The 25,454-nt window shown below is 40.0% G+C and carries 29 protein-coding genes and 2 pseudogenes; 23 read left to right on the top strand and 8 right to left on the bottom strand.

The features are described 5' to 3' along the window. Positions 1 to 25: 25 nt before the first annotated feature. The gene (lipA, locus tag ACFOU2_RS25320; protein WP_377919101.1) at positions 26 to 928 is read left to right on the top strand and encodes a lipoyl synthase; all 903 of its coding nucleotides are present in this window, start codon (positions 26 to 28) and stop codon (positions 926 to 928) included. Positions 929 to 1,176: 248 nt separating this feature from the next. After that, on the top strand, positions 1,177 to 1,407 hold the full coding sequence (locus ACFOU2_RS25325; RefSeq protein ID WP_377919186.1) for a hypothetical protein: 231 nt from the start codon (positions 1,177 to 1,179) through the stop codon (positions 1,405 to 1,407). Between the two features lie 27 nt (positions 1,408 to 1,434). Here the strand turns inward: ACFOU2_RS25325 and ACFOU2_RS25330 are convergent, their stop codons facing one another. After that, positions 1,435 to 2,115 carry a YhcN/YlaJ family sporulation lipoprotein gene (locus ACFOU2_RS25330; protein ID WP_377919102.1) on the bottom strand — a complete coding sequence of 227 codons (681 nt, stop codon included), beginning with the start codon at positions 2,113 to 2,115 and terminating at the stop codon, positions 1,435 to 1,437. A 116-nt stretch (positions 2,116 to 2,231) separates the two neighbouring features. Here ACFOU2_RS25330 and ACFOU2_RS25335 point away from each other — a divergent pair, with 116 nt between their 5' ends. Continuing rightward, positions 2,232 to 2,507, top strand: coding sequence for a YutD family protein (locus ACFOU2_RS25335; protein WP_377919103.1), 276 nt, complete (start codon positions 2,232 to 2,234; stop codon positions 2,505 to 2,507). A 47-nt stretch (positions 2,508 to 2,554) separates the two neighbouring features. On the opposite strand, the gene ACFOU2_RS25340 is transcribed toward ACFOU2_RS25335, so the two are convergent. Beyond that, a complete protein-coding gene (locus ACFOU2_RS25340) occupies positions 2,555 to 2,821 on the bottom strand; it encodes a DUF3055 domain-containing protein (RefSeq protein WP_377919104.1) in 267 nt (88 codons plus the stop codon). A 341-nt stretch (positions 2,822 to 3,162) separates the two neighbouring features. On the opposite strand from ACFOU2_RS25340, the gene ACFOU2_RS25345 reads away from it, so the two are divergent. Together ACFOU2_RS25345 and ACFOU2_RS25350 are read left to right on the top strand one after the other, a co-directional pair. Continuing rightward, positions 3,163 to 3,600, top strand: coding sequence for a DUF86 domain-containing protein (locus ACFOU2_RS25345; RefSeq protein ID WP_377919105.1), 438 nt, complete (start codon positions 3,163 to 3,165; stop codon positions 3,598 to 3,600). 177 nt (positions 3,601 to 3,777) lie between these two features. Continuing rightward, complete coding sequence (locus ACFOU2_RS25350; RefSeq protein WP_377919106.1) at positions 3,778 to 4,548, top strand: TIGR01457 family HAD-type hydrolase; 771 nt, start codon at positions 3,778 to 3,780, stop codon at positions 4,546 to 4,548. Positions 4,549 to 4,926: 378 nt separating this feature from the next. On the opposite strand, the gene ACFOU2_RS25355 is transcribed toward ACFOU2_RS25350, so the two are convergent. Further along, the gene (locus tag ACFOU2_RS25355) at positions 4,927 to 5,409 is read right to left on the bottom strand and encodes a phosphatidylglycerophosphatase A family protein (RefSeq protein WP_377919187.1); all 483 of its coding nucleotides are present in this window, start codon (positions 5,407 to 5,409) and stop codon (positions 4,927 to 4,929) included. Between the two features lie 189 nt (positions 5,410 to 5,598). Here ACFOU2_RS25355 and yutH point away from each other — a divergent pair, with 189 nt between their 5' ends. From yutH to thrB, 5 genes are all read left to right on the top strand, one after another. Then, positions 5,599 to 6,600 carry a spore coat putative kinase YutH gene (yutH, locus tag ACFOU2_RS25360; protein WP_377919107.1) on the top strand — a complete coding sequence of 334 codons (1,002 nt, stop codon included), beginning with the start codon at positions 5,599 to 5,601 and terminating at the stop codon, positions 6,598 to 6,600. Between the two features lie 81 nt (positions 6,601 to 6,681). Beyond that, positions 6,682 to 7,677, top strand: coding sequence for a 2-hydroxyacid dehydrogenase (locus tag ACFOU2_RS25365; RefSeq protein ID WP_377919109.1), 996 nt, complete (start codon positions 6,682 to 6,684; stop codon positions 7,675 to 7,677). A gap of 469 nt (positions 7,678 to 8,146) precedes the next feature. After that, entirely contained in the window at positions 8,147 to 9,448 is a 1,302-nt protein-coding gene (locus ACFOU2_RS25370) for a homoserine dehydrogenase (RefSeq protein ID WP_377919110.1), read from the top strand. Then, positions 9,448 to 10,506 carry a threonine synthase gene (gene thrC, locus ACFOU2_RS25375; protein WP_377919188.1) on the top strand — a complete coding sequence of 353 codons (1,059 nt, stop codon included), beginning with the start codon at positions 9,448 to 9,450 and terminating at the stop codon, positions 10,504 to 10,506. The genes ACFOU2_RS25370 and thrC overlap by 1 nt, the downstream gene beginning before the upstream one ends. After that, positions 10,503 to 11,426 carry a homoserine kinase gene (gene thrB / locus ACFOU2_RS25380; RefSeq protein ID WP_377919111.1) on the top strand — a complete coding sequence of 308 codons (924 nt, stop codon included), beginning with the start codon at positions 10,503 to 10,505 and terminating at the stop codon, positions 11,424 to 11,426. The genes thrC and thrB overlap by 4 nt, the downstream gene beginning before the upstream one ends. 181 nt (positions 11,427 to 11,607) lie before the next feature. Here the strand turns inward: thrB and ACFOU2_RS25385 are convergent, their stop codons facing one another. Beyond that, the gene (locus ACFOU2_RS25385; protein ID WP_377919112.1) at positions 11,608 to 11,844 is read right to left on the bottom strand and encodes a NifU family protein; all 237 of its coding nucleotides are present in this window, start codon (positions 11,842 to 11,844) and stop codon (positions 11,608 to 11,610) included. 358 nt (positions 11,845 to 12,202) lie between these two features. Here ACFOU2_RS25385 and ACFOU2_RS25390 point away from each other — a divergent pair, with 358 nt between their 5' ends. Then, complete coding sequence (locus tag ACFOU2_RS25390) at positions 12,203 to 12,538, top strand: YuzD family protein (protein WP_377919113.1); 336 nt, start codon at positions 12,203 to 12,205, stop codon at positions 12,536 to 12,538. 224 nt (positions 12,539 to 12,762) lie between these two features. On the opposite strand, the gene ACFOU2_RS25395 is transcribed toward ACFOU2_RS25390, so the two are convergent. Further along, positions 12,763 to 13,830, bottom strand: a complete 1,068-nt coding sequence (locus ACFOU2_RS25395) for an NAD(P)/FAD-dependent oxidoreductase (protein WP_377919114.1) — start codon at positions 13,828 to 13,830, stop codon at positions 12,763 to 12,765. A gap of 233 nt (positions 13,831 to 14,063) precedes the next feature. Here ACFOU2_RS25395 and ACFOU2_RS25400 point away from each other — a divergent pair, with 233 nt between their 5' ends. After that, complete coding sequence (locus tag ACFOU2_RS25400; RefSeq protein ID WP_377919115.1) at positions 14,064 to 14,303, top strand: YuzB family protein; 240 nt, start codon at positions 14,064 to 14,066, stop codon at positions 14,301 to 14,303. Positions 14,304 to 14,438: 135 nt separating this feature from the next. Here the strand turns inward: ACFOU2_RS25400 and ACFOU2_RS25405 are convergent, their stop codons facing one another. Beyond that, a complete protein-coding gene (locus tag ACFOU2_RS25405; RefSeq protein WP_377919116.1) occupies positions 14,439 to 15,131 on the bottom strand; it encodes a DUF2225 domain-containing protein in 693 nt (230 codons plus the stop codon). A gap of 267 nt (positions 15,132 to 15,398) precedes the next feature. On the opposite strand from ACFOU2_RS25405, the gene dapF reads away from it, so the two are divergent. After that, on the top strand, positions 15,399 to 16,259 hold the full coding sequence (gene dapF / locus ACFOU2_RS25410; RefSeq protein ID WP_377919118.1) for a diaminopimelate epimerase: 861 nt from the start codon (positions 15,399 to 15,401) through the stop codon (positions 16,257 to 16,259). Between the two features lie 69 nt (positions 16,260 to 16,328). Beyond that, on the top strand, positions 16,329 to 16,694 hold the full coding sequence (locus ACFOU2_RS25415) for a HesB/IscA family protein (RefSeq protein ID WP_377919119.1): 366 nt from the start codon (positions 16,329 to 16,331) through the stop codon (positions 16,692 to 16,694). A gap of 156 nt (positions 16,695 to 16,850) precedes the next feature. Here ACFOU2_RS25415 and ACFOU2_RS25420 read toward each other — a convergent pair. Further along, positions 16,851 to 17,297, bottom strand: a pseudogene (locus ACFOU2_RS25420) (NAD(P)/FAD-dependent oxidoreductase); the annotation flags it as partial. 387 nt (positions 17,298 to 17,684) lie between these two features. Between ACFOU2_RS25420 and ACFOU2_RS25425 the strand changes: the two are divergent. From ACFOU2_RS25425 to ACFOU2_RS25445, 5 genes and pseudogenes are all read left to right on the top strand, one after another. Further along, a complete protein-coding gene (locus tag ACFOU2_RS25425) occupies positions 17,685 to 18,899 on the top strand; it encodes an NAD(P)/FAD-dependent oxidoreductase (RefSeq protein ID WP_377919120.1) in 1,215 nt (404 codons plus the stop codon). 137 nt (positions 18,900 to 19,036) lie between these two features. Further along, positions 19,037 to 19,516, top strand: a pseudogene (locus tag ACFOU2_RS25430) (NUDIX domain-containing protein). Positions 19,517 to 19,660: 144 nt separating this feature from the next. Beyond that, on the top strand, positions 19,661 to 19,801 hold the full coding sequence (locus ACFOU2_RS25435; RefSeq protein WP_377919121.1) for a YuiA family protein: 141 nt from the start codon (positions 19,661 to 19,663) through the stop codon (positions 19,799 to 19,801). Positions 19,802 to 19,938: 137 nt separating this feature from the next. After that, positions 19,939 to 20,262, top strand: coding sequence for a YuiB family protein (locus ACFOU2_RS25440; RefSeq protein WP_377919122.1), 324 nt, complete (start codon positions 19,939 to 19,941; stop codon positions 20,260 to 20,262). 207 nt (positions 20,263 to 20,469) lie between these two features. After that, on the top strand, positions 20,470 to 21,192 hold the full coding sequence (locus tag ACFOU2_RS25445; protein ID WP_377919123.1) for a 3D domain-containing protein: 723 nt from the start codon (positions 20,470 to 20,472) through the stop codon (positions 21,190 to 21,192). A gap of 44 nt (positions 21,193 to 21,236) precedes the next feature. On the opposite strand, the gene ACFOU2_RS25450 is transcribed toward ACFOU2_RS25445, so the two are convergent. After that, a complete protein-coding gene (locus ACFOU2_RS25450; protein ID WP_377919124.1) occupies positions 21,237 to 21,713 on the bottom strand; it encodes a divergent PAP2 family protein in 477 nt (158 codons plus the stop codon). A gap of 118 nt (positions 21,714 to 21,831) precedes the next feature. On the opposite strand from ACFOU2_RS25450, the gene ACFOU2_RS25455 reads away from it, so the two are divergent. From ACFOU2_RS25455 to ACFOU2_RS25470, 4 genes are all read left to right on the top strand, one after another. Next, a complete protein-coding gene (locus ACFOU2_RS25455; protein ID WP_377919125.1) occupies positions 21,832 to 22,209 on the top strand; it encodes a DUF309 domain-containing protein in 378 nt (125 codons plus the stop codon). 17 nt (positions 22,210 to 22,226) lie between these two features. Then, positions 22,227 to 23,726, top strand: a complete 1,500-nt coding sequence (locus ACFOU2_RS25460; RefSeq protein ID WP_377919126.1) for a leucyl aminopeptidase — start codon at positions 22,227 to 22,229, stop codon at positions 23,724 to 23,726. Between the two features lie 248 nt (positions 23,727 to 23,974). Further along, positions 23,975 to 24,574 (top strand): sulfite oxidase-like oxidoreductase, encoded by a 600-nt coding sequence (locus ACFOU2_RS25465; protein ID WP_377919127.1) that lies wholly within the window; start codon positions 23,975 to 23,977, stop codon positions 24,572 to 24,574. A gap of 158 nt (positions 24,575 to 24,732) precedes the next feature. After that, positions 24,733 to 25,272 (top strand): HD domain-containing protein, encoded by a 540-nt coding sequence (locus ACFOU2_RS25470; protein ID WP_377919128.1) that lies wholly within the window; start codon positions 24,733 to 24,735, stop codon positions 25,270 to 25,272. Positions 25,273 to 25,454 lie beyond the last annotated feature (182 nt).

Genomic DNA, 25,454 nt, shown 5'->3' on the forward strand with positions numbered 1-25,454 from the left:
ACGATCATGAATGGGGTGAATGTAGATGGCTACAAAAGAAGAACATGTTCGCAAACCAGAATGGTTGAAAATTAAATTAAACACAAATGAAAACTATACGGGTTTGAAAAAGATGATGCGTGAGAACAACCTTCATACGGTTTGTGAGGAAGCAAAATGTCCTAATATTCATGAATGTTGGGCTGTTCGCCGTACAGCTACCTTTATGATTTTGGGCGATGTTTGTACACGCGCTTGCCGTTTCTGCGCGGTTAAAACCGGTCTGCCGTCTGAACTTGATTGGAAGGAACCAGAACGTGTAGCGGATTCTGTGCAATTAATGAATTTGAAACATGCTGTTATTACCGCCGTAGCTCGCGATGACTTAAAAGATGGAGGAGCGGCAGTGTTTGCAGAAACGGTACGAGCAGTACGCCGTAAAAATCCATTTACATCAATTGAAGTTCTCCCTTCTGATATGGGAGGAATAGAAGAAAACTTAAAAATGTTAATGGATGCTCGTCCTGACATCTTGAATCACAATATTGAGACGGTTCGGCGCTTAACGCCAAGAGTCCGCGCGCGTGCTAAATATGACCGTTCGTTAGAATTTTTACGCCGTGCAAAAGAAATGCAGCCGGATATTCCAACGAAATCAAGCTTGATGATCGGGTTGGGCGAAACAAAAGAAGAAATTATGGAGACAATGGATGATTTGCGTGCTAATCAAGTAGACATTATGACCATTGGCCAATACTTACAGCCTACAAAAAAACATCTCAAGGTTGTTAAATATTACACACCTCAAGAATTTGAAGAGCTAAGAGAGATTGCTTTAAGCAAAGGATTCAGCCATGTAGAGGCAGGTCCTCTTGTTCGCTCATCTTATCATGCTGATGAGCAAGTTAACTCTGCTACAAAGCAAATGCGCGATAAAGAAAATGCATAAAAAAGTCCCCTGGTGATTCCGGGGGATTTTTTTATGGGGAAATTTTACCGAAATTCATCTCCCACTTACTCATTGGACTACGCCCTGCACATTCCTTGAAGTGGGGGTATTCTTTCGGAAAATGATAAAAATGTTCATTTTATTAAAAATAATGATGATAATATCGATTATCTACTAGGGAAGTCTAATGGTTTAGGCTGAGAGAAGAACGCTTGAAGTTCTCTGGCCCTTTGACTCCGGTCTGGCCCATGCCAGCGGAGGGAAATGGTACCAGAGGGTCACGAAAGGGTATTCAAGTGCCAATGCGTGAGATGGAACAGCATTTTATAGTAGGAGTATTCGGTGAAGAGAAAAATCCTTCAATCCGCGTTTGTGACAGCAGCGGTTTCGATACGGATCCTTCCCAGAAGGGTATCCCAAAAGTACGATTTTTGTACTTTTGGGATACCCTCTTAACAGAGAGGTCCTTATCTTACTAATAGCGCTTTTCATGCTTATTTGGGGATTTAGTCCTTTAATTGATGTTCCATGGAAGAACGGTTTTTAACGTCACCATCTATGGGATCGTTTAATTCGTTTTTCATTTCGCCGTTTGCATCTTCCCCATCACTCATTTTGCGCCCTTGTGGGGATTTCAGCATGTCCCGAATCGTGTTTTCAATGGATTGCTCTATGTTTGGAGTGGTAGAGCCAACTGTGCTATAGTTTTCGATATCCTGCATAATCTGCGGATTATCTGTTACGTAGACATGGTAATATCTAGGAATCACTGACATAGCTGTCCGCTTGACCTGATCGGCTGCTTCCATTCGATTATCCGCATCTGTTTTGTAACCGATGAGTACCTCTTCATCTGTTACTAGTGTGGCTACATCATTAATATTAGGAATAGCAACAGCTAGACGGCTAATGGTATCCGCTGCTTTTTCACGGTCAAATGTTGCTATTTTTTGGTACAAGTTTGCGTTATTGCCGGTTGAACTCTTTTGGTGTCTTACAAATCCATAACGGGACTTTCCGCGGTTGTCTGTCATGTCTTCTTCATTATAAATTTCATTTCGTTCTGAAACATTAATGGTATTGCCGTTTTTTTTGTACAAAGCCTCTTCGTCTTCTGTGGCACCTGACTGACATCCGGCGATGGTAAAGAGGGAAGCGGTGACAATATACCAAAACTTCTTATTCAATATTAACACCCCCTTAGTGGTTAGGGTGCTGCATTTACCATGATTTTTTCGTGTTAATTGATGGTTTCATGCTGATAATTATGGTATTGTTAACAGAAAGGAGGGAAGAATGTTTCATGATTTGTATCAACAATATTTGTTATGAAGTCATAAAAGATGTCCGAAATGGCTTCAATGAAGAGGCGTTCAAAGCACGATACAGTGATATTTTAACCAGATATGATTATGTTGTGGGTGATTGGGGATATAATCAGCTTCGTCTGCGTGGATTTTTTGACGATCAAAATCAAAAAGCGACATATGACACCAAAATTAGTACAGTGAATGATTATATACAAGAATACTGCAATTTTGGCTGTGCTTATTTTGTCGTGAGGAAAGTACATAAATAAAAAAGGTCAAGAAGAAAGACGCTTTGTCCTTCGCTTGACCTTTTTGTTTAGATAACTTCGTATAAGAACTCACGTAGTTCCCCGGCATCTTCTTCATCGAGCTTATAAACGTCCTCTAAATAGCCGGGCTCATCTAGATCATCCTGCCCGATAATGGCAAAACGCCCTCCTTGAATATCCAGTACCAGATGTTTTCCATAATAGCGGTCAGACTGAATAATTGCTAAATCGAATCGCTGTTTGTCTCCCATGAAGCTAACGAACCTTGTTCTTGTTTGTACAATATCATCATATAAAAAAAATCGTTCACCCATCCTATTATCCTCCCATCGATATTCCTTGGTACCTATGTACAACTCCAACTTCATTTTTTAACATCAAGCTTCACCTTTGATTCTTTTATGCCTCTTCCGATTTTCTCATCTTGAATCAGCGAAAAAGGTCTTCCTATGAGCCTTTGCCGATGGACCGTAAGGTAAAGCGGCAGAGGCTTACGCATAAAGAATGCAGCATGGGCTTTTTTTGCCTATGCTACATTCTTTGTGTGGATTTATATATATCATAACAAGAAATGTCTCGATTTACATAATGAAATTCACTAATGATATTTTTAATTATGTTAAAATAAAGGTAAGTCAAAGAAAGGGGAATTACGATGTATTTTGTCGACCGTAACAAAATTGAACAAACGTTAAAATTTTTAGAACAGCAATGCACACTGTTTAAGCAGCAAGAAACATGGGAGACATTATTTGAACAGAAGGCTCTTGAACGCATTGGTCACTTGACTATTGAATGTATATTGGATGTAGGGAATGCCGTGATAGATGGATTTATTATGCGTGACCCTGGAAGTTACGATGATATTATCGATATTCTAATGGATGAGCGTGTTGTACCAGGTGAAGAAGGGAAGCAGTTAAAACAAATCGTTCGTCTTCGAAAATCGCTTGTTCAAGATTATATCAATGTTAATCATACAGAAGTGGCTGTGGCAATGAAAAAGGTCATGGGGGCAGTCGAGCAGTTTCCAATTCGTGTTCGCGAATATTTGGAGAATGAATTGGGACCGGTTTCAGCTTTTAAAAACTAATAAGAACGAATCAAAGATTTGTATTTCCAAATACAATAAGCTATCATTTGAAAGTAAAATTGACCTGTCCATTAAAGTAAACCAAGAATGGAAGGTCTGTTTTTTATTTACGGAGTTGGAGCTTGTCTAGTTTTGTACATATTAAGAACAAGTAACTGTGACAATAGGAGGATCATTATGAAAAAGTATAAAGGCTATTTAATTGATTTAGATGGGACAATGTATAAAGGAACAGAGTTAATTCAAGAAGCGCGTGATTTTATCATGGCTTTAAAAGAACAAAATATTCCTTATTTATTTGTGACGAACAACTCGACGCGTACGCCTGGGCAAGTAGCGGAGAATTTGAATAAATTTGGAATTCCTGCCGGGGAAGAGCAAGTGTTTACCACGAGCCAAGCAACAGCCAACTATTTATATGAACGCAGGCCGAATGGTTCTGCATATGTAATTGGAGAAGAAGGAATCCAACATGCACTGCAGGAAAAAGGATTTACATTGAAAGACGAGAATCCTGACTTTGTAGTAGTAGGTCTTGATCGCGGTGTAAACTATGAAAAATTCGCCAAAGCTTGCTTAGCGGTTAGAAGCGGAGCGATGTTTGTTTCAACAAACGGAGACATTGCCCTTCCAACGGAACGTGGATTGCTGCCGGGCAATGGATCGTTAACCTCTGTCATTACTGTTTCGACTCAAACAAAACCTGTCTTCATCGGAAAGCCTGAAAGCATCATTATGGAACAAGCGTTACAAGTATTAGGCACAGCCAAAGAAGAAACGTTAATGGTGGGAGATAATTATGATACCGACATTAGGGCCGGCATGAACGCTGGTATGGACACATTACTGGTCCATACAGGAGTAACAACAAAAGAATTATTAACCGGCTATGAAAAGCAACCAACGTATGTTGTAGATTCGTTAGAAGAATGGATTCCCCGTATCTGACAAAATGATAGAGGCCGGCTCAAAAGTTTATTCCTCTCTGTGCCATAAGAGTCTTTTCATCAAATGAACCGTCATAAGAACCTTTGATTTTACTCGATCCTCCATGAAGATTCATTTGATGGAGCATCCTAAAACCACAAAAGCATGGGGTTTTGGGAAGCTCCTTTTTTGGCTATATATATAGGAAAGTACAGATTGTGCGTTGAAATTGTCCGGCTTCAGCGGCTAGGGACTCGCGACGCTTCGCCTTCTTCTTCAGAAGCAAAAAGCGCTTCTGGTGAAGAAGTCTCCAGCGCGTGTCGTCCCTGGACGAGCCGCTTGTGCTTTTCACGTTGTCCGGCTTCAGCGGCTAGGGACTCGCGACGCTTTTCTAATTTCTTATTCTATATGAGCAGCCCGGTGAGCGAGACGACTGGAGGCCGCAGCGGCAATGGCTCCAACGATATCATCTAAAAAAGTGTGGCATTTGCCCGTTGATTTATCATTTAAAAAGCCTAAAATTCCTGGTTTTTGTTTATCGATATAACCATAGTTTGTGAACCCTATGGATCCATACACATTAACAATCGATAAAGCTAAAATTTCATCGATTCCATACAACCCTTCATCTGTTGCTAATATCGTTTGCAGTGGTTCCTCCAGCTTGCGTTGTTCTGCTAAAACGTCAAGATGGATTCCTGTTAAGATGGCATTTTGAACTTCCCGTTTTGCCAGAACGCGCTCTACATTATATAAACATTCTTCCATATCTAGGTTTTCATGATATTTTGACTGTAAATAATAAACAAGCTCCGCAATATCATTTGGAGTAACCCCGCGATTGTGCAGCCATTCCCTTGCCTTTTTCTCAAGTTCTGTCATTTCCTCTTTCTTCTTCAATCCATCTCACCTAATTTCTTAATAGTTTCTGTTGTTAGTATGGCACTTTGTTGGGAAACCATGTTGGGAGTTTGTAATGCTACTCTATTCTCGCAGCAAGTAACATTATGACAAATATTTCCTTACCCTTTCATATAATTTTAAAAAAAGATTAAGAAAGGATTTCAAATTATGATTAAAACGATTTACGATCATTATGGGGTAAAGCCAGCCGAACTGATTGATGTTTATCATTACAAAGGCTTTCAATACCGGAATGTGTTGTATATCATCATGGATGTAGGATATTTAGAACCGGAAGAAATGTATGAATTTCACCAAATGAGCCAATTTCTAATCGCCCAAGGAGAAAGACAAGTCGCTTCCTTCATGATAAACAAAAGCGGAAATATCATTACGGAAGAGGATGGGAAAAAAATTGCCGTTTTCCGTGTTCCTTATCAGCATCGAACCCCGGTAGTATCCTATGGGGGAGAGCTGGCCGCTTTCCATCAAAGAGGTAAATTGTTGCCTTATCCTATGGAAAAGAGTAATCGAATTGGCCAATGGAAAGCTTTATGGGAAAAAAGGCTGGAACAAATAGAGAAATTTTGGGGCATGAAGGTACAGGAGCATCCAAATGATGTCACCGATAAAAGGTTTATCGAATCATTTCCTTATTATCTTGGGTTAACAGAAAATGCCATTCAATATTTGGCCGATACTGAAATTGATGATTTACCGCGTGCGTTTGATACGGCGACTATATGCCATCATCGTTTTACTTCTGTTACCTGGCAGCATCCATTTTTTTTCAAGTTGCCGACCGACTGGGTGTTTGATCATCCAAGCCGGGATTTAGCGGAGTATATTCGCCATCAGTATTTTGAATCATCTGTATGGGAAGAAAGGAGACTATACACATTTTTGAGTGAGTACGAGAAAATAGCTCCACTTTCATCGTTTGCTTGGAGATTATTATATGCAAGACTTTTGTTCCCTGTTCATTACTTTGAATCGATAGAAGGGTATTACAGTACACGAAATGAGGAAGAAAAACAAAAATATGCTCGGAAAATAGAGAAAACCATCACTGAAAGTGTAGAGTACGAACAATTTCTATCCAATCTTTATCGTTCGGTTGGAATTTCCACTCAAAGGCATCATATTCCGGAAATAGAATGGTTCAAGTGACAAGAGCGGGCATTGTCGAAAAAAATTGTGATAAAATAAAAATGGATGATTTAATATTTTTTGACAATGAGGTGATGGGGAATGGTAAAACCGTATGTGTTTATTACACGCAAGCTGCCAGAAGAACTGGTACAGCCTTTAAGGAATATTGCGGCTGTCGAAATGTGGGACCAAGAAGAGGAGCCGGTTCCTTATGAATTACTAGTAGAAAAAACTAAAAAAGCTGCTGCATTATTAACAATGCTGTCTGACAAAATGGATGAGAATATCATGAAGGAAGCACCTCATTTAAAAGTGATTGCCAACTTAGCAGTGGGCTACGACAATATTGATATAGGGGCGGCTACAAGCAGGGGGATTGTAGTGTGTAATACACCAGATGTATTATCTGACACAACCGCTGATTTAACATTTGGTCTATTAATGGCAACGGCCCGCCGTCTAACAGAGGCAGCGGAGTATGTGAAAAAGGGCGAATGGCAAGGATGGAGCCCCTATCTGCTGGCTGGACGTGATATCCATCATAAAGCGATTGGTATTATTGGGATGGGGAATATTGGCCGTGCTTTGGCGAAGCGTGCTACAGGTTTTGAGATGGAGATTCTCTATCATAACCGGAGCCGCCAATTAGAAGCGGAAAAAGAGTTGGGGGCAACATATTGTTCGTTTGATGAGTTAATTACTCGCTCGGACTACATTGTATGTTTAACTCCTTTAACGAACGAAACGAAACATTTATTTAATGCAGAAGCCTTTAAGAAAATGAAAAAATCCGCCATCTTTATTAATGCTTCCCGTGGAGCGGTCGTAGATGAGGATGCCCTTCTTCAAGCATTGAAAGAAGGAGAAATTGCGGCGGCTGGTTTAGATGTATTTACGAAAGAACCGATTGATCAGCATCATCCGCTCCTCGGGCTTTCAAATGTTGTAGCTCTCCCGCATATTGGAAGTGCAAGCATAGAGACAAGAACAGCGATGATTCAGTTATGTATCGATAACATTCAACTTATGTTAGAAAGCCATAAGCCAAAAACAGTCGTAAACAAAGACGTATTGGCACAATATTGCTCATCTTAAAGATAGCCGTCAAGTTAAGAAAAGGCTTTTAGAATCTTTCTATTCTGACCATCCTTGTCAATAAAGAGTTGACAGAAAGGGATGGTTTCTTTGAGTTTGCCAACTTTGTCTTTACAGGAAGAAATGAGGACGTTTGAGTCAGCTTCTTTTTGTAAAAAAGGGGGATAATGTGGAGTTTTAAGACTTGGCCCATTCATTGGATTGTCGCTTTACGTGAACCATTCAAACTTTCGCATTCGAACTTTCATAGTGTTTTGTAAAAAAAGAAATGTGAAGGGGAATAAAACATGTTATTATTATTAAATAAAAAATTTTTTCAATATTTTAATTTATTGATTTTCCAAGGTGTGAAGCGTTTTCGCAAAGATATGAGGATTAAGTAGCTATTGTAAATTTTCAAATGTTTATCTATAATGTCTTTTATAGATAAACATTTGTGTTCTCTAAGAAAACAAAAGGGGTGGAAAAGATGGTTAAAAGTATTTCAGCCGGTTTATTAGGACTTGGAACGGTCGGCAGCGGAGTAGTAAAAATCATTGAAAATCATCAAGACAAGCTTATGCATCAAATTGGCTGTCCGGTTGAAGTGAAAAAGGTGCTAGTAAAAAACCAAGATAAAAAGCGCGATGTAAAAATCGATTCATATAAATTAACGACAAATGTAGAAGACGTTCTTTTTGATCCGGAAATTGATGTAATCATTGAGGTGATGGGAGGAATTGAACAAACGCGTGATTACATCTTAACAGCATTGCGCAACAAGAAACATGTGGTCACGGCAAATAAAGATTTGATGGCTCTGTACGGTTCTGAGTTATTAACGGTAGCCGCCGAAAATGAATGTGATTTATTTTATGAAGCAAGCGTTGCGGGAGGAATTCCAATCCTTCGTAGTTTAGTAGAAGGACTAGCATCAGATCGCGTGACAAAAATGATGGGAATCGTGAACGGGACAACAAACTTCATTTTAACCAAAATGAGCAAAGACGGCCGAGCATATGAGGATGTACTCGCTGAAGCCCAGGCACTCGGGTACGCCGAATCAGACCCCACTTCCGATGTAGAAGGATTAGATGCAGCACGCAAAATGACCATCCTGGCGACTCTCGGATTTTCTATGAAGATTGACCTCGATGATGTTCGTGTAAAAGGCATTACCGAGATTACAGAGGAGGACTTACAATATAGTAAGCAATTAGGCTATACAATGAAGCTAATCGGTTATGCCCATCGTACGGGAGATCATGTAGAAGTAAGCGTACAGCCTACATTGTTGGCGGATTCCCATCCGTTAGCATCCGTTAACGATGAATATAATGCCGTATATGTGTATGGAGAAGCGGTCGGCGAAACGATGTTTTATGGGCCGGGAGCAGGAAGCATGCCGACAGCGACAGCGGTTGTCTCGGACCTCTTGGGCGTCATGAAAAATATGCGCCTTGGAGTGAATGGCCGAAGCGCGGTAGCTCCTCAATATCCAAAGCAATTAAAATTGCCCGATCAAATGTTCTCAAAATATTTCTTGCGTATCCACGTGAAGGATCAAGTGGGAGCCTTTGCTACCCTTACAGCGTTATTCTCTGAAAGAGGCGTAAGTTTCGAGAAAATTATTCAGCTGCCTGTAAAAGATAGTGAATTAGCGGAAATCGTCATTGTGACGCATCAGGCATCATTAAAAGATTACGAGGAAGTGTTACAACAGTTGAACGATTTAGAAATCGTTAAAAGCGTAAAAAGCAGTTATCGTGTTGAGGGAGATGGATCATTATGATGTGGCGCGGCTTATTGCAGCAATATAAAGATTATTTGCCGGTAACAGAACATACACCGATGTTAACATTAAATGAAGGGAATACACCCCTTGTCCATTTACCTTCTCTTTCAGAAGGGCTGGGAATCAACTTATATGTAAAAGTGGATGGTGTGAACCCAACCGGATCATTTAAAGATCGTGGAATGGTCATGGCGGTTGCGAAAGCGAAAGAAGAAGGTAGTAAAACAGTTATTTGTGCATCAACAGGAAATACATCCGCAGCTGCGGCTGCCTATGCAGCGCGTGCAGGAATGGGCTGTATCGTGGTCATTCCAAACGGGAAGATCGCGATGGGCAAGCTGGCGCAAGCCGTCATGTATGGAGCTGAAATCGTAGCAATTGAAGGAAACTTTGACCATGCATTAGCAATGGTACGCAAACTGAGTGAGACAGCTCCCATTACCCTTGTAAACTCTGTAAATCCATATCGAATTGAAGGGCAAAAAACAGCTGCTTTTGAAATTTGTGACCAGTTAGGGAAAGCACCGGATGTACTTGCCATCCCAGTTGGAAACGCAGGTAATATTACAGCTTACTGGAAAGGATTTAAAGAATACAACGAACATCGCCAAACAGGTCTTCCGAAAATGCATGGATTTGAAGCTGAAGGGGCAGCAGCCATCGTTCGTAATCAAGTGATTGAAAATCCGGAGACGATTGCCACAGCCATTCGGATCGGAAATCCTGCAAGCTGGCAATATGCGGTCAATGCGGCAACGGAATCACAGGGAAAAATTGATGAAGTGACAGATAAGGAAATTGTAGAGGCATATCGTCTCATTGCAAGACGTGAAGGCGTATTTGCAGAACCAGGATCTGCTGCATCAATCGCGGGTGTGATCAAGCACGTCAAACAAGGTTTGATCGCGAAAGGTTCAACGGTCGTGGCGGTTTTAACAGGCAACGGTTTAAAAGATCCAAGCACAGCCATCGACGTAAATGATGTTAAACCTGTTGTACTGCCAAATGATGAAGAAAAAGTGTTTGCACACATTCAAGGTGTTGTTTCTGTATGATAAAAGATCAGCGCTTTATCATAACTGTTCCAGCGAGCTCGGCTAACTTAGGGCCGGGTTTCGATTCCGTTGGAATAGCCTTATCCAGATATTTATCTCTCAAGGTCGAACTTGCAGAGAAGTGGGAGTTTATTCCGAAAACAAAAGATGTAGAAGAGATTCCGACAAATGAAGAAAATTTAATGTATCAAGTAGCTGCACAAGTGGCTGAAAAATATGAGGTTCCATTGCCTCCGGCTAAAGTAGAAGTAGAAAGTGATATCCCTCTTACACGCGGCCTTGGAAGCAGTGCATCTGCCATCGTGGCTGGAATAGAACTTGCCAATGAATTGTGTGGCTTACAATTGACTATCGAAGAAAAACTGCGAACAGCAAGCCTAATTGAAGGCCATCCCGATAATGTCGGTCCTTCTCTCTATGGGGGATTGATTATTGGAAATCACCACGAAAAAAGTACGCAGGTTGTTCATCTCTCCGATATTGATTTAGAAATTGTCGCTGTTATTCCACGTTACGAGTTAAGAACGAGTGAGGCAAGAAGTGTTCTTCCTAAAGAGCTTTCTTATAGAACTGCGGTTGAGGCCAGTGCGGTAAGTAATGTGTTGGTTGCGGCATTGATGAGCCGCAATTGGCAGCTGGCAGGAGAGATGATGGAAAGAGACTTGTTTCATGAGCCGTATCGTGCTTCTCTTGTACCTGAATTGGAAGTGGTCCGCCTAGAAGCAAAGAAAAAAGGGGCTTTAGGGACAGCCTTGAGCGGGGCCGGTCCAACAATCCTTTGTTTGGCTCAAAAAGGCACTGGAAAAGATATTGCCGGCCATTTGCAACATCTTCTTCCTTCATGTGACGTAAGCCTCCTGCACGTAGATCAGCACGGGGTTCAAACTACAAGAGAGACAGTAAAAAACCATTGTCTATAAAGTGGAACTTCAAAGAAGAAAAATAGATTATTGTCATTCCCTGAAGGCTTTTGGGCCAGACCCTTTTCGGAATATCGGGAGCATCCTTTCAGCAGCCTTTTGTGAATTCTTATTCTACAGAATGGTATTTTTTAACAAATGATATAAAAAAGCCCCCGGGAATGGGGGCTTTTTCACATCATTAAAATACTTGTTCTACTTCAACAATGCCTGGTACTTCTTCTAAAAGTGCGCGTTCAATACCAGCTTTTAAAGTGATAGTTGAACTTGGGCAGCTGCCGCAAGCACCTAATAAACGTAATTTTACGATGCCATCTTCTACATCCACTAATTCACAGTCTCCGCCGTCACGTAGTAAGAACGGGCGAAGTTTATCTAATACTTCTTGAACTTGTTCTTTCATATCCATATCTGACATACTAATCGACTCCTTTCCTTATGATTTATTATAAACGGTCTTGCAGAAAAAATCTATTCAACTGCTGTCGGTAATGTTAACCTATATATAAATCCACATAAATCATTTGACGTGGATAAAAAACATCCACGCAAATGATTTACGCATAAGCGGCCGCCAATCTCCCTTACGGGTTCGTGTCAGCCGCTTATACGAAGACCTTTGTAAGCCTGCTCAAGGTGAGAGAACAGAAAGGCGCAAATAGAAGACGAACCAGTGACAGAGGTTAAAAAATTAAATTGGATTTATATATGAAAAGTGTTCGAGTATTTTTTGTAATGTGCAATCAAAATTAGGGCGTCCAAGAGGGGGAAGTACCATGGTAAAGGAAAAGGTGGAAATATGTGTATATGGGGCAGAGGTTATTTGTGCAAGTTGTGTCAATTTGCCTTCCTCAAAAGAAACGTATGATTGGCTGGAAGCTGCCGTTTCAAGGAAATTTCCAGATCAGCCCTTTGATTTATCATATATAGATATTCATAATCCTCCCGAGGATTTGGAAAAGAAGCAGTTTGCCCAGCGAGTCATTGAGGAAGACTTATTTTATCCGGTTGTTGTGATTAAAGGGGAAATTGTAGGGGAAGGGAATCCAAAATTAAAGCGTATTTATGAAGAACTTGAGAAATATGGATATCAGCCAAAAGAAACCCCGTAGAGCTCTACGGGGTTTCTTGTTATTGTATAAAAAAGCATGCATGACACATTGAAATGGTCCAGCTGCAGCTCCTAATCTTTCGGTCGTTTCACTTCTGTCCATGAAACCAAAAGTGGTTTCCCGGTCAGAAGCTCCAAAGTACAGGATGTACAAAGGCAGACGTGGTGATTGACGTCGCAGCGTCTGCCAACCTCCTGTTGTATTGTACAGCCACCTCCGCTTTTCTAACCGCTATGATGTTTATACATCCAAAGGATACCGGACTTTAAGAGGCGGGCTACCCGGCCTGTAATAGGCCGCTCTGCTAATAAGCCGAAGCCATGCTTTTTGCCTAAAGAGCCGAGAACGCCTTTTAATTTAATAGAAGGAAGTTCTTCTGGCAGTGATTCACCTTTCCATCTCTTTAACAGCACTTGAACAATTTGCTCGGCTTGCCCTTCCGCTAATTGTGCGCTTGGGGCATGAGGCAGACTTGCGCAGTCTCCAACCACATACACATGTTCATCAGTTGGAAGGTTATGATATTTAGTTAATATAACTCTTCCTTGAGGATCTTTTTCAACGTTAAGATCACGAACGACTTTAATTGGCTGAATACCGGCTGTCCAGACAATGACATCGCTATGAATAGGCTCACCGTGATTATAGACAGCGCTTTCTTCTACTTTTGTGATATTGGCATTGTTAATGACTTCCACCCCATGGGAAGTAAACCATTGCTGTACATAATTGCTTAATCTTTCAGGAAAAGCGGATAAAATATGTTTACCGCGGTCAAACAATTTAATAGTTAAGTCAGGCCGGCTTTCGCTTAACTCACTTGCAAGCTCAACACCGCTTAACCCTGCTCCGACAATCGAAACAACAGAATGGGCAGGCAGATTGTTTAACATTTGATACGTTTTTCTGGACGCATCGATTGATTGGATACTGTATGTATATTCTTCAGCACCAGGAACGTTATGATACTTATCTTCGCAGCCCAAACCAATAACTAAATCATCGTAGGAAACAGAGTCTTGGTCTTGTAAATGGACAACTTTATTTTCTAGATCGATATTTGTGACCATACCGTATTTAATGTGTAAACGAGAGTGCTCAGGAAATGCAACACGAACATGCTGGTCGGCGATGGTGCCTGCTGCCAATGCGTAAAATTCAGTTTTTAAGCTGTGATATGGAGCTTTATCGATGAGTGTGATTTGAACATCTTCTGGTAGTTGAGTCGGGAGAAGTCTTTGTAGTATACGCATGCCGCCATAACCGCCGCCAAGAATAACAAGATTCTTCATGGGAAATTCTCCTTTAGCTTCTAGACATTTACCTTCTATATTCGATAACATATTTTATTGGAATAACACTTTGTGATAACACGTTTAATCTTTATTGCATCTAAAAGTATAACGAAATTAATCAAAAATAACAACAAGTTTTCGGTTAATTTTCAACACATTTCGCTATGTCTCTAAATTGACGTTTTCTGTAAAACAAGGTACGATTAAAAATTAGTAGCGAGGTGAAAAAAATGATTAAGCCAATTGTAGAGTTTTGTATTAGTAATCTGGCTAGCGGTTCTCAAAAGGCACTGGAACAATTAGAGAAAGATCCGAATTTTGATATTATCGAGTATGGTTGTTTAGGGTATTGCGGAAAATGTGCCCATTCTTTATTCGCTCTCGTAAACGGAGAGATTGTCCTTGGAGAAACACCTGAACAATTAGTTGAACATATATACGAATATTTAGAAGAAAACCCAATGTTTTAAAAAAAGCTTGTCGAAAAACAATTTTTCGACAAGCTTTTCTAACGTCTTCTAATCAATATATAAATGAATGCTTTTTTAGAAAAATTTTGAGAAGGGGCAATGGGTTAGAAAATATTTCAATTAAGATAATAAATATTACATGACTGTCGCATGTTGCTCTCTAATTTCATACCAGCGATCTCGTGCCATCTCCACAATTTTTTGATCTCCGCTTTTCGTGTGCTTTTGAATAATTTGAGAAAAATAGAAAGCCGATTGTTTGTAATCGCCTATTCTTCTGCTTAATTCCCCAATCATATATAAAATTCTGGCTGCACTCATTTGTGTACCGCGAAAGTCATCTCTGCTATACGATTGTATATATTCCTGTCTTGCGTAGGTCAAAAAATGCATTTCACTCTGCTCATTTCCTTTTATGCGATAAAGCCAGGCTAGGCGAAGCAATAATCCTGCTGTGGTAATATGTTTCTCTTTTTTTAAGGAGGCACAATAAAGGGCTAACTTATAGCTGCTAATGGCTTGTTCAAGCGTTCTTTTCTCTCCGTAATTTTGGACTTTCCATTGATTCCAAACTTTTTCCTTGATGGTGTTAAGGGAGTTAGGAGGGAAGTAAGGCATAAAATCTTCTGTGGTGGAAAATCCGCAATGTGGGCAAACATTGACGTGATAAAAAATAGGATTCAATTCTTCTTTCTCATAATGAGTAAAAAAATCTGTATCATATTTAACCGCCTTAATAAAGCGTGAACGAATCTTTTTAGTGGAATATGCTTGGTGACAAACCACACAAGTTAGATGCCGATCATATAATGGTTCCAATTGACTCACGCTAATAGCCTCCCATCTAGGTATTTTTGATCATTAATCATTTTATTGATGATTATATCATAAATCTTTTGAACTATTTTGGTAGTTGTGTATAAAAAATAATTAGAAAGAACGGGGGGATAATAATTTCAGGTAAAAAGATAGAAAAAAACCCCCTTGATCGAAAGAATCAAGGGGTTTGAAACGGGGGATATTTTCATTGTGCTCTTTTTTAATTATCTTTATACTAGAAAGCAATAAAAAATTTGCTTGCAGCGGAGGACTAAAATGAAAAGCTTTCAATTTACCAAAATGCATGGTCTAGGAAACAATTATATTTACGTCAATCAGTTTGAAGAGAAACTGGAAGAACATGAGCTGGCAGCCCTGGCAGTGAAAGTATCCAATGTTCATACGGGAATCGGATCGGACGGGATGATTTTAATCTGTCCTTCTGATGTGGCACCTGTGAAGATGCGCATTTTTAATAATGATGGATCAGAAGGGAAAAATTGCGGAAATGGATTGCGCTGTGTCGCCAAATATGCTTATGAGCATAAGCTGGTACAAACAGAGGTATTCAAAATTGAAACTCTTTCTGGATTAGTGGAAGCACAAGTACAGGTGGAAAATGGTATTGTTCAAAGTGTGACGGTAGACATGGGGAAACCGCGTTTAGCAAGGCATGAAATTCCGATGCATGGACAAGATGTTGAGCAAGTAGTGGCTGAAAAAGCTTCTTTTAACGGAGAAGATTATGAAATTACCGCTGTTTCGATGGGGAACCCACACGTCATTTTTTATGTGTCAGATATTACTGAGGCACCCGTGACTACCTTAGGTCCTGTTGTTGAAAAACATGAGCGCTTTCCAGAAGGCATCAATGTCGAGTTTGTAGAAGTAGTAAGTGAAAACGAATTGCATTTTCGCGTATGGGAAAGAGGCTCAGGTGTGACGCAAGCTTGTGGAACAGGTGCCTGTGCAGCAGTCGTAGCATCCATATTAAACGGCTATACAAAGAAAAACGTGCCGACTACCGTTCATTTAGCAGGAGGAGATCTTGTTATTACATGGACAGAAGAAGGGAATGTTTTCATGACAGGGCCTGCGGAAACGATTTGTACAGGGACATATTATTATGAATTGTAAGGCGGCAGATTATTTGTTGAAGCAGCCAGTTATGAGTATACTAGGAATGAAAAGGAGGTCGAATGATTAATGAGTCAAGATATCCTAACAATTACTGAAGCAGCAAGCTTTCAAATAAAAGATATGATGAAAGAACACGGCGAGACAGGTGCTTATTTACGTGTTGCTATTCAGGGTGGAGGGTGCAGCGGGCTTTCTTACGGCATGGGGTTTGATCATGAAGTAAAAGAGGGCGACGTTGAATTTGAACAACATGGAATTAAAATTTTAGTAGACAAGGAAAGTGCACCCGCTTTAAAAGGAACAAAAATTGATTATAAACAGTCTATGCTTGGGGGCGGATTTACAATCGATAATCCGAACGCCATCGCATCCTGTGGCTGCGGTTCCTCTTTCCGTACCGCTGCAAATGCCGGTACGCCTGAAGAGTGTTGAGGAAGAATTTACCCTATAAGCTCAAATAAGCAAGGAAAGTGTTATAAAAAAATGACGGGTGCTTATTGCACCCGTCATTTTTTAACTCTATAAGAAAGTATAAATTATGCTTTAAAATTGTCTAGGTGCATGAGCGAGCTTGCTGCACTTTTCTAGTTAAAACATAGAAGTACTATGTAAAGGCTGAACTCTTGCTTTTGGATCAATGTAAGTTTTCGCATTGTTAACAGCCGTTGGACCTTCACCGAAGCCGGCCACAATCAGTTTTACTTTGCCCTCATACGTGCAAATGTCACCTGCTGCATAAATACCAGGGATGTTTGTTTCCTGTTTCGTGTTGACAACAATGGCATTCTTCTGGATGTCTAAGCCCCATTCTTTAATAGGCCCTAGCGAAGAAATGAAACCAAAGTTAACGATGACATCATCGACATCAATGACTTCCTTTGCTTCTCCTTTTGTATCTTCAAGAACTACTTGAGAAATGAACTCGTCACCAATAAATTCAACAGGGACATAAGGTGTTTTTACTTCTACTTTTGAGTTCATTAACGTTTCGACGCTATGTTCATGAGCGCGGAATTTGTCACTAGGTAGAATTATCAGTTGGAAATTTTTATTGGTACCAATAATACAAACGAATCATTCTGTTTTCAAGTGAATGAATATTCGTTTTTTAATATCGGTGAAGAAAGCAATTTCTGTATCGGAAAGAACGAGAAATAAATGAATTTTGTCTTGAAAAAGTTCGTGAAAAGGAATATCATGTTTGATAGGCATATTGTTAAGAATTTGTGACAATTATATAACAATTTTATGTACTTCTTTGTTTATTTACGTGAAGTAATTCACAAAGTTTGTCGTGTTACATTAGATGAGGCGATGGATAAGAACAAAGTGAGATGCTCACAATAAGGGAAAAACAACATTTCTTTCGTCAAGCTAAAGCTGATTATAAAATATTCAATAGAAAAGGTGGATGACATCGCAATGAGAAAGCCTAAAATTGTAATTCTTGGTGCCGGTTATGGTGGTCTTATGACAACTGTCAACCTTCAAAAGAAGTTGGGGGTTAGTGAAGCGGAAATCGTGCTTGTAAACAAAAACGATTATCACTATGAGACAACTTGGTTACATGAAGTATCTGCCGGTACTTTACACCACGATCGTTCTCGTTTTAAAGTTGCTGACGTTATTGATAAAAGCAAAGTGAAATTCGTTCAAGACACAGTAGTAGATATTAAAACAGCTGAAAAACGTGTTATTCTAGAGAACGGCGAATTGGAATACGATTATTTGGTTGTTGCCCTTGGTTATGAATCTGAAACATTCGGTATCAAAGGCTTAAAAGAGTATGCATTCTCAATTGCCAACATTAACTCTGCTCGCCAAATTCGTGAGCATATGGACTATATTTTTGCTACTTACAACAACGAGCCGGTTAAACGCGATGAATTGTTAACAATTGTTGTTGGGGGCGCAGGTTTCACAGGTATCGAATTAGTGGGAGAACTTGCAAACCGTGTTCCGCAATTATGTAAAGAATTTGATATTCCTCGTGAAAAAGTACGCATTATCTGTGTTGAAGCGGCTCCAATGGCTTTACCTGGTTTTGATCCAGAGCTAGTAGAATATGCTGTAACACAATTGGAGCGTAAAGGTGTAGAGTTCAAAATCGGCACAGCAATCAAAGAATGTACAGAAGACGGCATTATTGTTGCAAAAGATGATCAAGTAGAAGAAATCAAAGCCGGTACGGTTATCTGGGCTGCCGGTGTGCGCGGAAGCCACCTTATCGAAAAAGCCGGTTTTGAAAATATGCGCGGACGTGTAAAAGTAGATCCTTATTTACGTGCTCCAGGCCATGATGATGTATTCATCGTCGGTGACTGTTCATTAGTCATTAACGAAGAAATCAATCGTCCATACCCGCCAACTGCGCAAGTTGCTATGCAAGAAGGCGTTACATGTGCGAAAAACTTGGCTGTGTTAGTGCGTGGACAAGGTGAAATGGAAGTATTCAAACCCGATTTAAAAGGTACGGTATGTTCATTAGGCCATGATGATGCGATTGGTATCGTATTCGGCCGAAAATTATTTGGTTCAAGTGCATCATTCATGAAAAAAGTAGTAGATAACCGTGCATTATTCTTACAAGGCGGAGCGGGTCTTGTAATGAAAAAAGGTAAATTTAACTTCTTTTAAATAAAATGAAGGGAGACAGGCTTTTTAGCCTGTCTCCCTTCATTTTATGAAACGGTATAAGATTTTTGCACGGATGTCTTTTTTTATAAACAAAAAGAGGTGTATAGTAAAGGTAATAAAAACATGGGGGAATGGTGATGAAAGAGAAAAGAGGAAAAGTATGGCTCGCTGTTAGTGGCGTGGTACTGGCAGAAGACGGCCGGTACCTTGTAGTGAAGAAACATTATGGCGGTTTAAAAGGAAAATGATCGTTTCCGGCTGGATTTGTTGAACAAGGGGAAACCATCGATGAAGCTGTTATTCGTGAAGTATGGGAGGAGACGGGAATCTCCGCACAATTAATAGGAATGATCGGAATGCGATTAGGTGTTATACGGCATGATATTAGCGATAACATGATTATTTTTTTATTGAAAGCATATAATACAACCATTACGTTACAGCAAAAAGAATTGTCGGAAGCAAAGTTTTTAACAAAAGAACAATTGCAACAAGATCATGATGCGTCCCTGCTGGTGAAATATTTTATTGAACAGCGGCATCAATTGATGAAGATGTACCATAATTTTAATCCCGGTGAGCAGTTTGGGTATACCTCTTATAAAATCTTTGTGTAGAAAAGATTCTAAATAGTTGAGAAAAAAAGAGAAAAACATCATTGTATGCGTTTACATAACAAGAGAGGAGCCAGTTAGCTCCTTTTCAACAAAACAATTATTTGTTATATTATCAGAAAATTCAGTTAAAAAGGAGGGAGAAAGATGCAAAATGCGAATAGCTGCTTTTTATGTGATGGAAATGGTTACGTGTATGTATTAATGGGAGGTACAGAAACATGTCTTCACTGCGATGGAAAAGGAACGACGGAAGAGGCTGAACCGGAAGCCTCCAATCTATATTGAAGAATAAATTTTAGGGGAGGTTCAACCATCACGTATTTTTCCGTGAGGGTCGAACCTCCCCTTCTTATTTCTTTTATTGACGCAATTTTCGCCTTTTTAGTACACTAAAAAGGACGTGTACGGGAGGTGAAAATACCATGGAAATGAGTATTCCTATTTTATTAATATCTATTTTATTGTTTTTTGTTTTGTTTTTTGGAATCGGTTTCTTATTAAATATGTTATTAAGAATGTCATGGATCATGGCGGTCTTATATCCTATTGTCTTTATTTTAATTGTTGATGATATAAAATTCGTTGAATACTTTCAGAATCCAGCGGCGTCTTTTGCCCGTTTAGGTAACAAAATTTCTTCACTTGCAGCCGCTGATATTGCCATTTTAACAGCCGGATTTGTTGGTGCCATTGTCTCTGGCATCGTTATACGCTTGCTCCGTGCAAAAGGATACAGGATGTTCTAACAAGCACATAATGTTGTTTTATGTATGTCATGGACCGTTACAGAAAACACCATTGATTTATTATAAAAAAAACCATTTGTAAACCAATTGATAACTTGGAAACATATATATATCTTATTTGTTAAAATATGACAACAACTCGATTGCGAATAATTTCTCTTCCGTTTGGAAAGGAATAGAATCGTGAGAGGAGTTGTCATATTCGTAATGATGAAGAAAATAACAAGGCGTTTAAGTATGACATTATTGCTTATAGGAGCTTTCATTACAACAAGTGAAACAATCTCCGGTGTAGAAGCAAAAACGATTGCAGATTGGATTTATGACAAAACATCCATGGTCGGCTCTTACGAAAAACAGTCTGCTTACACATATGAAGAAAATAAATATAAAGCAAATGCCTTGTTTTATAAAACGTTATCCCGTCAAACTCAAGCACTCACCCAAATCTCCAGCCAAGAGACAGTGGTAAACGGGAATGCTCAAACATTGGAAACAGCTTTTGACTGGTCAAAGTATCCATCGCATACCGTTTTGGCCACCGGCTATACGGCAGGATATGAATCGACTGGAAAAAAGCCCGGCCATCCTTCTTACGGAATTACATACTCTGGGGTAAAAGTGAAACGTGATTTGTATTCAACAATTGCCGCTGATTTGAATGTATTCCCGATTGGAACGATTCTCTTTATTCCTGGTTATGGGTACGGAGTGGTCGCCGATAAAGGCGGGGCCATTAGAGGAAATCGTTTAGATTTGTACTATAAGACGGTTGAAGATGTATATCATTCGTGGGGCAAAAAAACATTGAGTGTTTATGTAATCAAGCGCGGGAACGGAAAGCTAACAGAAGAAGAATTGACTTTATTAAACGAGAACAAAGCCATGCAGGTGTTTCGGCAACAATATATAGGGCTAAAGTCTTCATAAAAAGCTTAGGCGGCAGAACCTAAGCTTTTTTCATTGAAGAATCCCTATAGAATAAAAAAGTAAATCAAACATGAAATGGCGATTCCTGTAAGACCTCCAAAAAACACTTCAATCGGTTGATGGCCAAGCAATTCTTTTAATTTTTTCTCTTTTTCTTTTGGTTCTTGTTCGGGCCACATTTTCGCTTCCGTTACAAAGCGGTTAAAGTCTGCCACTAGTCTATTTAACACGATCGCTTGTTCACCGGCATGGCGTCGTACACCAGTGGCATCAAACATGACAATAACGGCAAAGATGGTGGAGATAGCAAAGTAAGGGGAGCCGACCCCTTCTGATAAGCCGATAGCCGTCGTCAAGGCTGCCACGGCTGCTGAGTGGGAACTGGGCATTCCGCCTGTACTGAATACAAGCCCCCATTTAAGCTTTCTTGTAGCAATGAATTCAATGGGGACTTTAACAACTTGCGCAAAAATAATGGCCGCAAATGCGCTCCAAAGCGGAAAGTTTGTGAACAAATCCATAGATAACGCTCCTTTAACATGAATGACTAACAGATTATTTCCAATTTTGATATGATATATTATATAACCTTTCCCTAAAAGAAAGGGAGATAATCTCTAAAGAGGGAGGAGGATATGGGTGTCTTTCTATCCTCTAGAGTACTATGAATTTTTTATAAAATTCAATGAAGGAGATTATTATACGTGCCACGATTTGTTAGAAGAAATATGGATGACAGAAAAAGATAATTTGTTTTTAAAAGGGTTACTGCAGATGACAGTTGCATTGTATCATTATGGATATGGAAATGTAAAAGGCGCGAGAACCATGATGCAAACAGCGTGTCATTACTTGCAAAGCTATCGTCCTTTTCACTGGGGGCTTGATCTTGAGCATGTTTTTGTATTTATGGAGGAATGTTTGAGCCTCATTCCTAAACAAATAGATTTCGTGCCGTTTGAACTCGTTCACACGTTGCCTGAATTGCCTGATTTTGTTTTATATTTGGAAGAGTAACAGAAAGGGGTTTTTACATGTTTACTATAAAGAATGAAGTCAATTTACATAATGAAACTGAAGCTTTAGTTATCGGGATTTTTAATCAAAACCAGCGGCCCCAAGGATTACTGGCTGAAATTGATGAAGCGTTGAATCACGAACTGCTCACCTTGATCAAAGAAGGGGACATTGGTGTTAAAGCAAAACAAATTTCAAAAATTCATACGCTTGGCAAGCTGGGAGCAAAACGGTTATTTTTTGTCGGTCTCGGCAAAAAAAAGAAACTGACAGAACAAGACTTAAAAGAAGCGTTTGGTTCTTTATTTAAAGAAATACAAAAGTCTAAGCTGACAGAAGTTTCGGTTGCTATCGATACATTTTTGACAGATAACCTCGATACATATGATGCAGCCTATGCATTAAGCGAAGCATGGCCTCTCGCAACCTATCGATTTGAAGGCTATAAGAAAAAATCAAACGAACCAGAAAAATCGCTGGAACATGTGACGGTGTATGCGGACGGCGACGAACAAGAAATCAGTGCAGCGTTAACTGTAGGATTTGTGTACGGAAAAGCGACAAATTCGGCTCGTACGCTTGTTAATCTTCCTGGGAACATGCTGACCGCAACAGACTTAGCCAATTACGCGGCAGATTTAGCGAAAAAGTATGATTTTGAGTTAGAAATACTCGAAAAAGAAGACATGGAAAAGCTCGGAATGGGTGCGTTTCTTGCTGTTAATAAAGGGTCTGTAGAGCCTCCAAAGATGATTGTCTTGAAATATCAAGGGAAAGAAACATGGAGCGACGTGATTGGCCTTGTCGGAAAAGGGATTACATTTGATACAGGCGGTTATTCACTCAAACCAAAGGATGGAATTGTCGGTATGAAAACTGATATGGCTGGAGCGGCTTCTGTATTGGGAGCAATGGAAATTATCGGCGAACTGAAGCCGGAGCAAAATGTTGTTGCAGTGATTCCTTCAACAGATAATATGATTAGCGGCGAAGCATTAAAACCGGACGATGTCATTACATCTATGAGCGGCAAAACAATCGAGGTGTTGAATACAGATGCCGAAGGAAGATTGGCATTGGCCGATGCTGTGACGTACGCCAAACACCACGGCGCGAACTATTTAGTGGATGTAGCTACGTTAACAGGCGGTGTCATCGTGGCGCTGGGTATGCATACAACAGGTGCGATGGCAAATAATGAGGAATGGTTTGAACAAGTGTTGGAAGCAAGTATGGAAGCAGGTGAGCCAATCTGGCGCTTGCCGATTTTTGAACGGGATAAAGAACGTGTTAGAAGCAGTAAGATTGCTGATCTGAACAATTCTCCAGGTCGTGAAGGCCATGCCATTATGGGCGGTGCTTTTATCGGAGAGTTTGCAGAAGACACTCCATGGGTTCATTTGGATATTGCCGGAACATCTGACACGAAATCAAGCCATTCCTTAGGGCCAGCGGGTGCAACAGGCGTGATGGTCCGAACGTTAGCGATACTTGTGGAACGGTTTGAAGCGGAATGAGGGAAGAATGAAATGCTTGTTCTGTCCGCTTACAGGGCAGGCATTTTTATTTGTATAGGTACAAGAAAGCATAGATCGCTCGTTTCACGCCTGCCCGTGAAACCAAAGAGCGGTTCCGCCATTATTGAAGATATTTGAAGAGAGAAATCTCGAAAAGCTATTTTTGAAGCTTTTCGGGATTTTTTTATAGGACAACCTATGTGATTCTGGATACAATAATAAAAAGTCATTTACAAGGAAGTGAAGCTATGTTTTTTGGAAGGGTGAAAATGACATCTTCTAAAGATAGCCGGATTCCTCCTAATCAGCATGTCACCACTAAATTTCCTATACTACATCATGGTAATGTTCCTTACTACGCTGACTTAGCTGAATGGGACTTAACGGTTTTTGGCCTGGTGGACAATCCACAAGTATTTACATATGAACAGTTAATGAAGCTCCCGCAAACAAAGATTACCACTGATATCCATTGTGTAACAGGCTGGTCGAGATTGGATAATATGTGGACAGGAATATCTTCGTTAGAGCTTTTAAAGCGTGTCAAAATAAAGCAAGATGCCCGTTATGTTATTTTTCACGCAGAAGAAGGCTGGACAGCCAATTTGCCGCTCGAAGATTTTTTAAAAGAGACCACCTTGCTGGCTCATTCGCATAACGGGGAGCCGTTGACTCCTAAACATGGTTTTCCAATCCGAGCAGTGGTCGCTCATTTATACTTTTGGAAAAGCGCCAAATGGCTTCGCAAGATTGAGTTTACAGCCAAAGATCAACCTGGCTTTTGGGAACGAAATGGTTATCATAATTACGGAGATCCATGGAAGGAACAACGCCTTTCGTGGGATTAATGGTCCATAACAGAAGGTAAGGATTTTGTCCACACGGCTTTTGTTTAAGAAGCATATAATAATCGAACAATTGACGGTAGGAAGTCTAACAATTTGATTGCTCTTTTTTATTAAGTATGATATTGTTTACGGAAATACCTAAAAAGAGGTGACTGGAAATGAGAAACGTAACTCTTACAGATATTTTTACTCATCCGATTGCCCAAAAATATTTGAAACGATCTGGCGTTGCTCATGCCGTTGCCGTCGCTTATCATGCTTATCGTTTTGCTGTACAATATAATGTCAGCCCCGACTTAGCGGCAAAGGCCGCCTTGCTGCATGATATTGGGCATTATGAATGGTATACGGATGGTAAATGGGATTACAGAAAGTATAAGGAAAATGATATCCATGCTATTAAAGGGGCAGAAAGAGCTCATAAGCTGCTCATTCGCCTGGGAGAAAACCCTCAACATGCAAAAGAAATTGCACTAGCCATTTTATTGCATACCGATTCTTATTTGCCGGAGGGGACATTGCATCAACGGCCTCTTCAAAAGGTGGTACGCCTTGCCGATGAAGCCGATGAGGAACCGGGAGGAAAACATCATTACCGTCAAATAGATGACTCACTGGCTCTCAAGAAGATTAGAGAGTTAGATCAAAAAATAGAGCAGTGGCTTAAATATAAACCGTATGAACAGTTAGGATCATAAACAGCAGTGATAATATAATCATTGCTGTTTTTATTTGTGTACCGAAAAGTCTTGCCAACATAAAGAGATGGTAAGACGATAGCAATTGGATGATGTTTGGAACTTGCCCATATCTACAGGAGGAAATTAAGGAAGCCGATGTTGCAGGATATACGGAGAGTCATGTAGAACATAAGGAAAAG

The organism is Bacillus songklensis (genome assembly GCF_042649685.1).
Classification (GTDB): Bacteria; Bacillota; Bacilli; order Bacillales; family Bacillaceae_H; genus Bacillus_BA; species Bacillus_BA songklensis.

Coding starts and splice junctions, on each gene's coding strand:
- lipA (WP_377919101.1), top strand. CDS start 26: ATGGCTACAAAAGAAGAACATGTTCGCAAACCAGAATGGTTGAAAATT.
- ACFOU2_RS25325 (WP_377919186.1), top strand. CDS start 1,177: ATGCCAGCGGAGGGAAATGGTACCAGAGGGTCACGAAAGGGTATTCAA.
- ACFOU2_RS25335 (WP_377919103.1), top strand. CDS start 2,232: ATGATTTGTATCAACAATATTTGTTATGAAGTCATAAAAGATGTCCGA.
- ACFOU2_RS25340 (WP_377919104.1), bottom strand. CDS start 2,821: ATGGGTGAACGATTTTTTTTATATGATGATATTGTACAAACAAGAACA.
- ACFOU2_RS25345 (WP_377919105.1), top strand. CDS start 3,163: ATGTATTTTGTCGACCGTAACAAAATTGAACAAACGTTAAAATTTTTA.
- ACFOU2_RS25350 (WP_377919106.1), top strand. CDS start 3,778: ATGAAAAAGTATAAAGGCTATTTAATTGATTTAGATGGGACAATGTAT.
- ACFOU2_RS25355 (WP_377919187.1), bottom strand. CDS start 5,409: ATGACAGAACTTGAGAAAAAGGCAAGGGAATGGCTGCACAATCGCGGG.
- yutH (WP_377919107.1), top strand. CDS start 5,599: ATGATTAAAACGATTTACGATCATTATGGGGTAAAGCCAGCCGAACTG.
- ACFOU2_RS25365 (WP_377919109.1), top strand. CDS start 6,682: ATGGTAAAACCGTATGTGTTTATTACACGCAAGCTGCCAGAAGAACTG.
- ACFOU2_RS25370 (WP_377919110.1), top strand. CDS start 8,147: ATGGTTAAAAGTATTTCAGCCGGTTTATTAGGACTTGGAACGGTCGGC.
- thrC (WP_377919188.1), top strand. CDS start 9,448: ATGTGGCGCGGCTTATTGCAGCAATATAAAGATTATTTGCCGGTAACA.
- thrB (WP_377919111.1), top strand. CDS start 10,503: ATGATAAAAGATCAGCGCTTTATCATAACTGTTCCAGCGAGCTCGGCT.
- ACFOU2_RS25385 (WP_377919112.1), bottom strand. CDS start 11,844: ATGTCAGATATGGATATGAAAGAACAAGTTCAAGAAGTATTAGATAAA.
- ACFOU2_RS25390 (WP_377919113.1), top strand. CDS start 12,203: ATGGTAAAGGAAAAGGTGGAAATATGTGTATATGGGGCAGAGGTTATT.
- ACFOU2_RS25395 (WP_377919114.1), bottom strand. CDS start 13,830: ATGAAGAATCTTGTTATTCTTGGCGGCGGTTATGGCGGCATGCGTATA.
- ACFOU2_RS25400 (WP_377919115.1), top strand. CDS start 14,064: ATGATTAAGCCAATTGTAGAGTTTTGTATTAGTAATCTGGCTAGCGGT.
- dapF (WP_377919118.1), top strand. CDS start 15,399: ATGAAAAGCTTTCAATTTACCAAAATGCATGGTCTAGGAAACAATTAT.
- ACFOU2_RS25415 (WP_377919119.1), top strand. CDS start 16,329: ATGAGTCAAGATATCCTAACAATTACTGAAGCAGCAAGCTTTCAAATA.
- ACFOU2_RS25425 (WP_377919120.1), top strand. CDS start 17,685: ATGAGAAAGCCTAAAATTGTAATTCTTGGTGCCGGTTATGGTGGTCTT.
- ACFOU2_RS25435 (WP_377919121.1), top strand. CDS start 19,661: ATGCAAAATGCGAATAGCTGCTTTTTATGTGATGGAAATGGTTACGTG.
- ACFOU2_RS25440 (WP_377919122.1), top strand. CDS start 19,939: ATGGAAATGAGTATTCCTATTTTATTAATATCTATTTTATTGTTTTTT.
- ACFOU2_RS25445 (WP_377919123.1), top strand. CDS start 20,470: ATGATGAAGAAAATAACAAGGCGTTTAAGTATGACATTATTGCTTATA.
- ACFOU2_RS25450 (WP_377919124.1), bottom strand. CDS start 21,713: ATGGATTTGTTCACAAACTTTCCGCTTTGGAGCGCATTTGCGGCCATT.
- ACFOU2_RS25460 (WP_377919126.1), top strand. CDS start 22,227: ATGTTTACTATAAAGAATGAAGTCAATTTACATAATGAAACTGAAGCT.
- ACFOU2_RS25465 (WP_377919127.1), top strand. CDS start 23,975: ATGTTTTTTGGAAGGGTGAAAATGACATCTTCTAAAGATAGCCGGATT.
- ACFOU2_RS25470 (WP_377919128.1), top strand. CDS start 24,733: ATGAGAAACGTAACTCTTACAGATATTTTTACTCATCCGATTGCCCAA.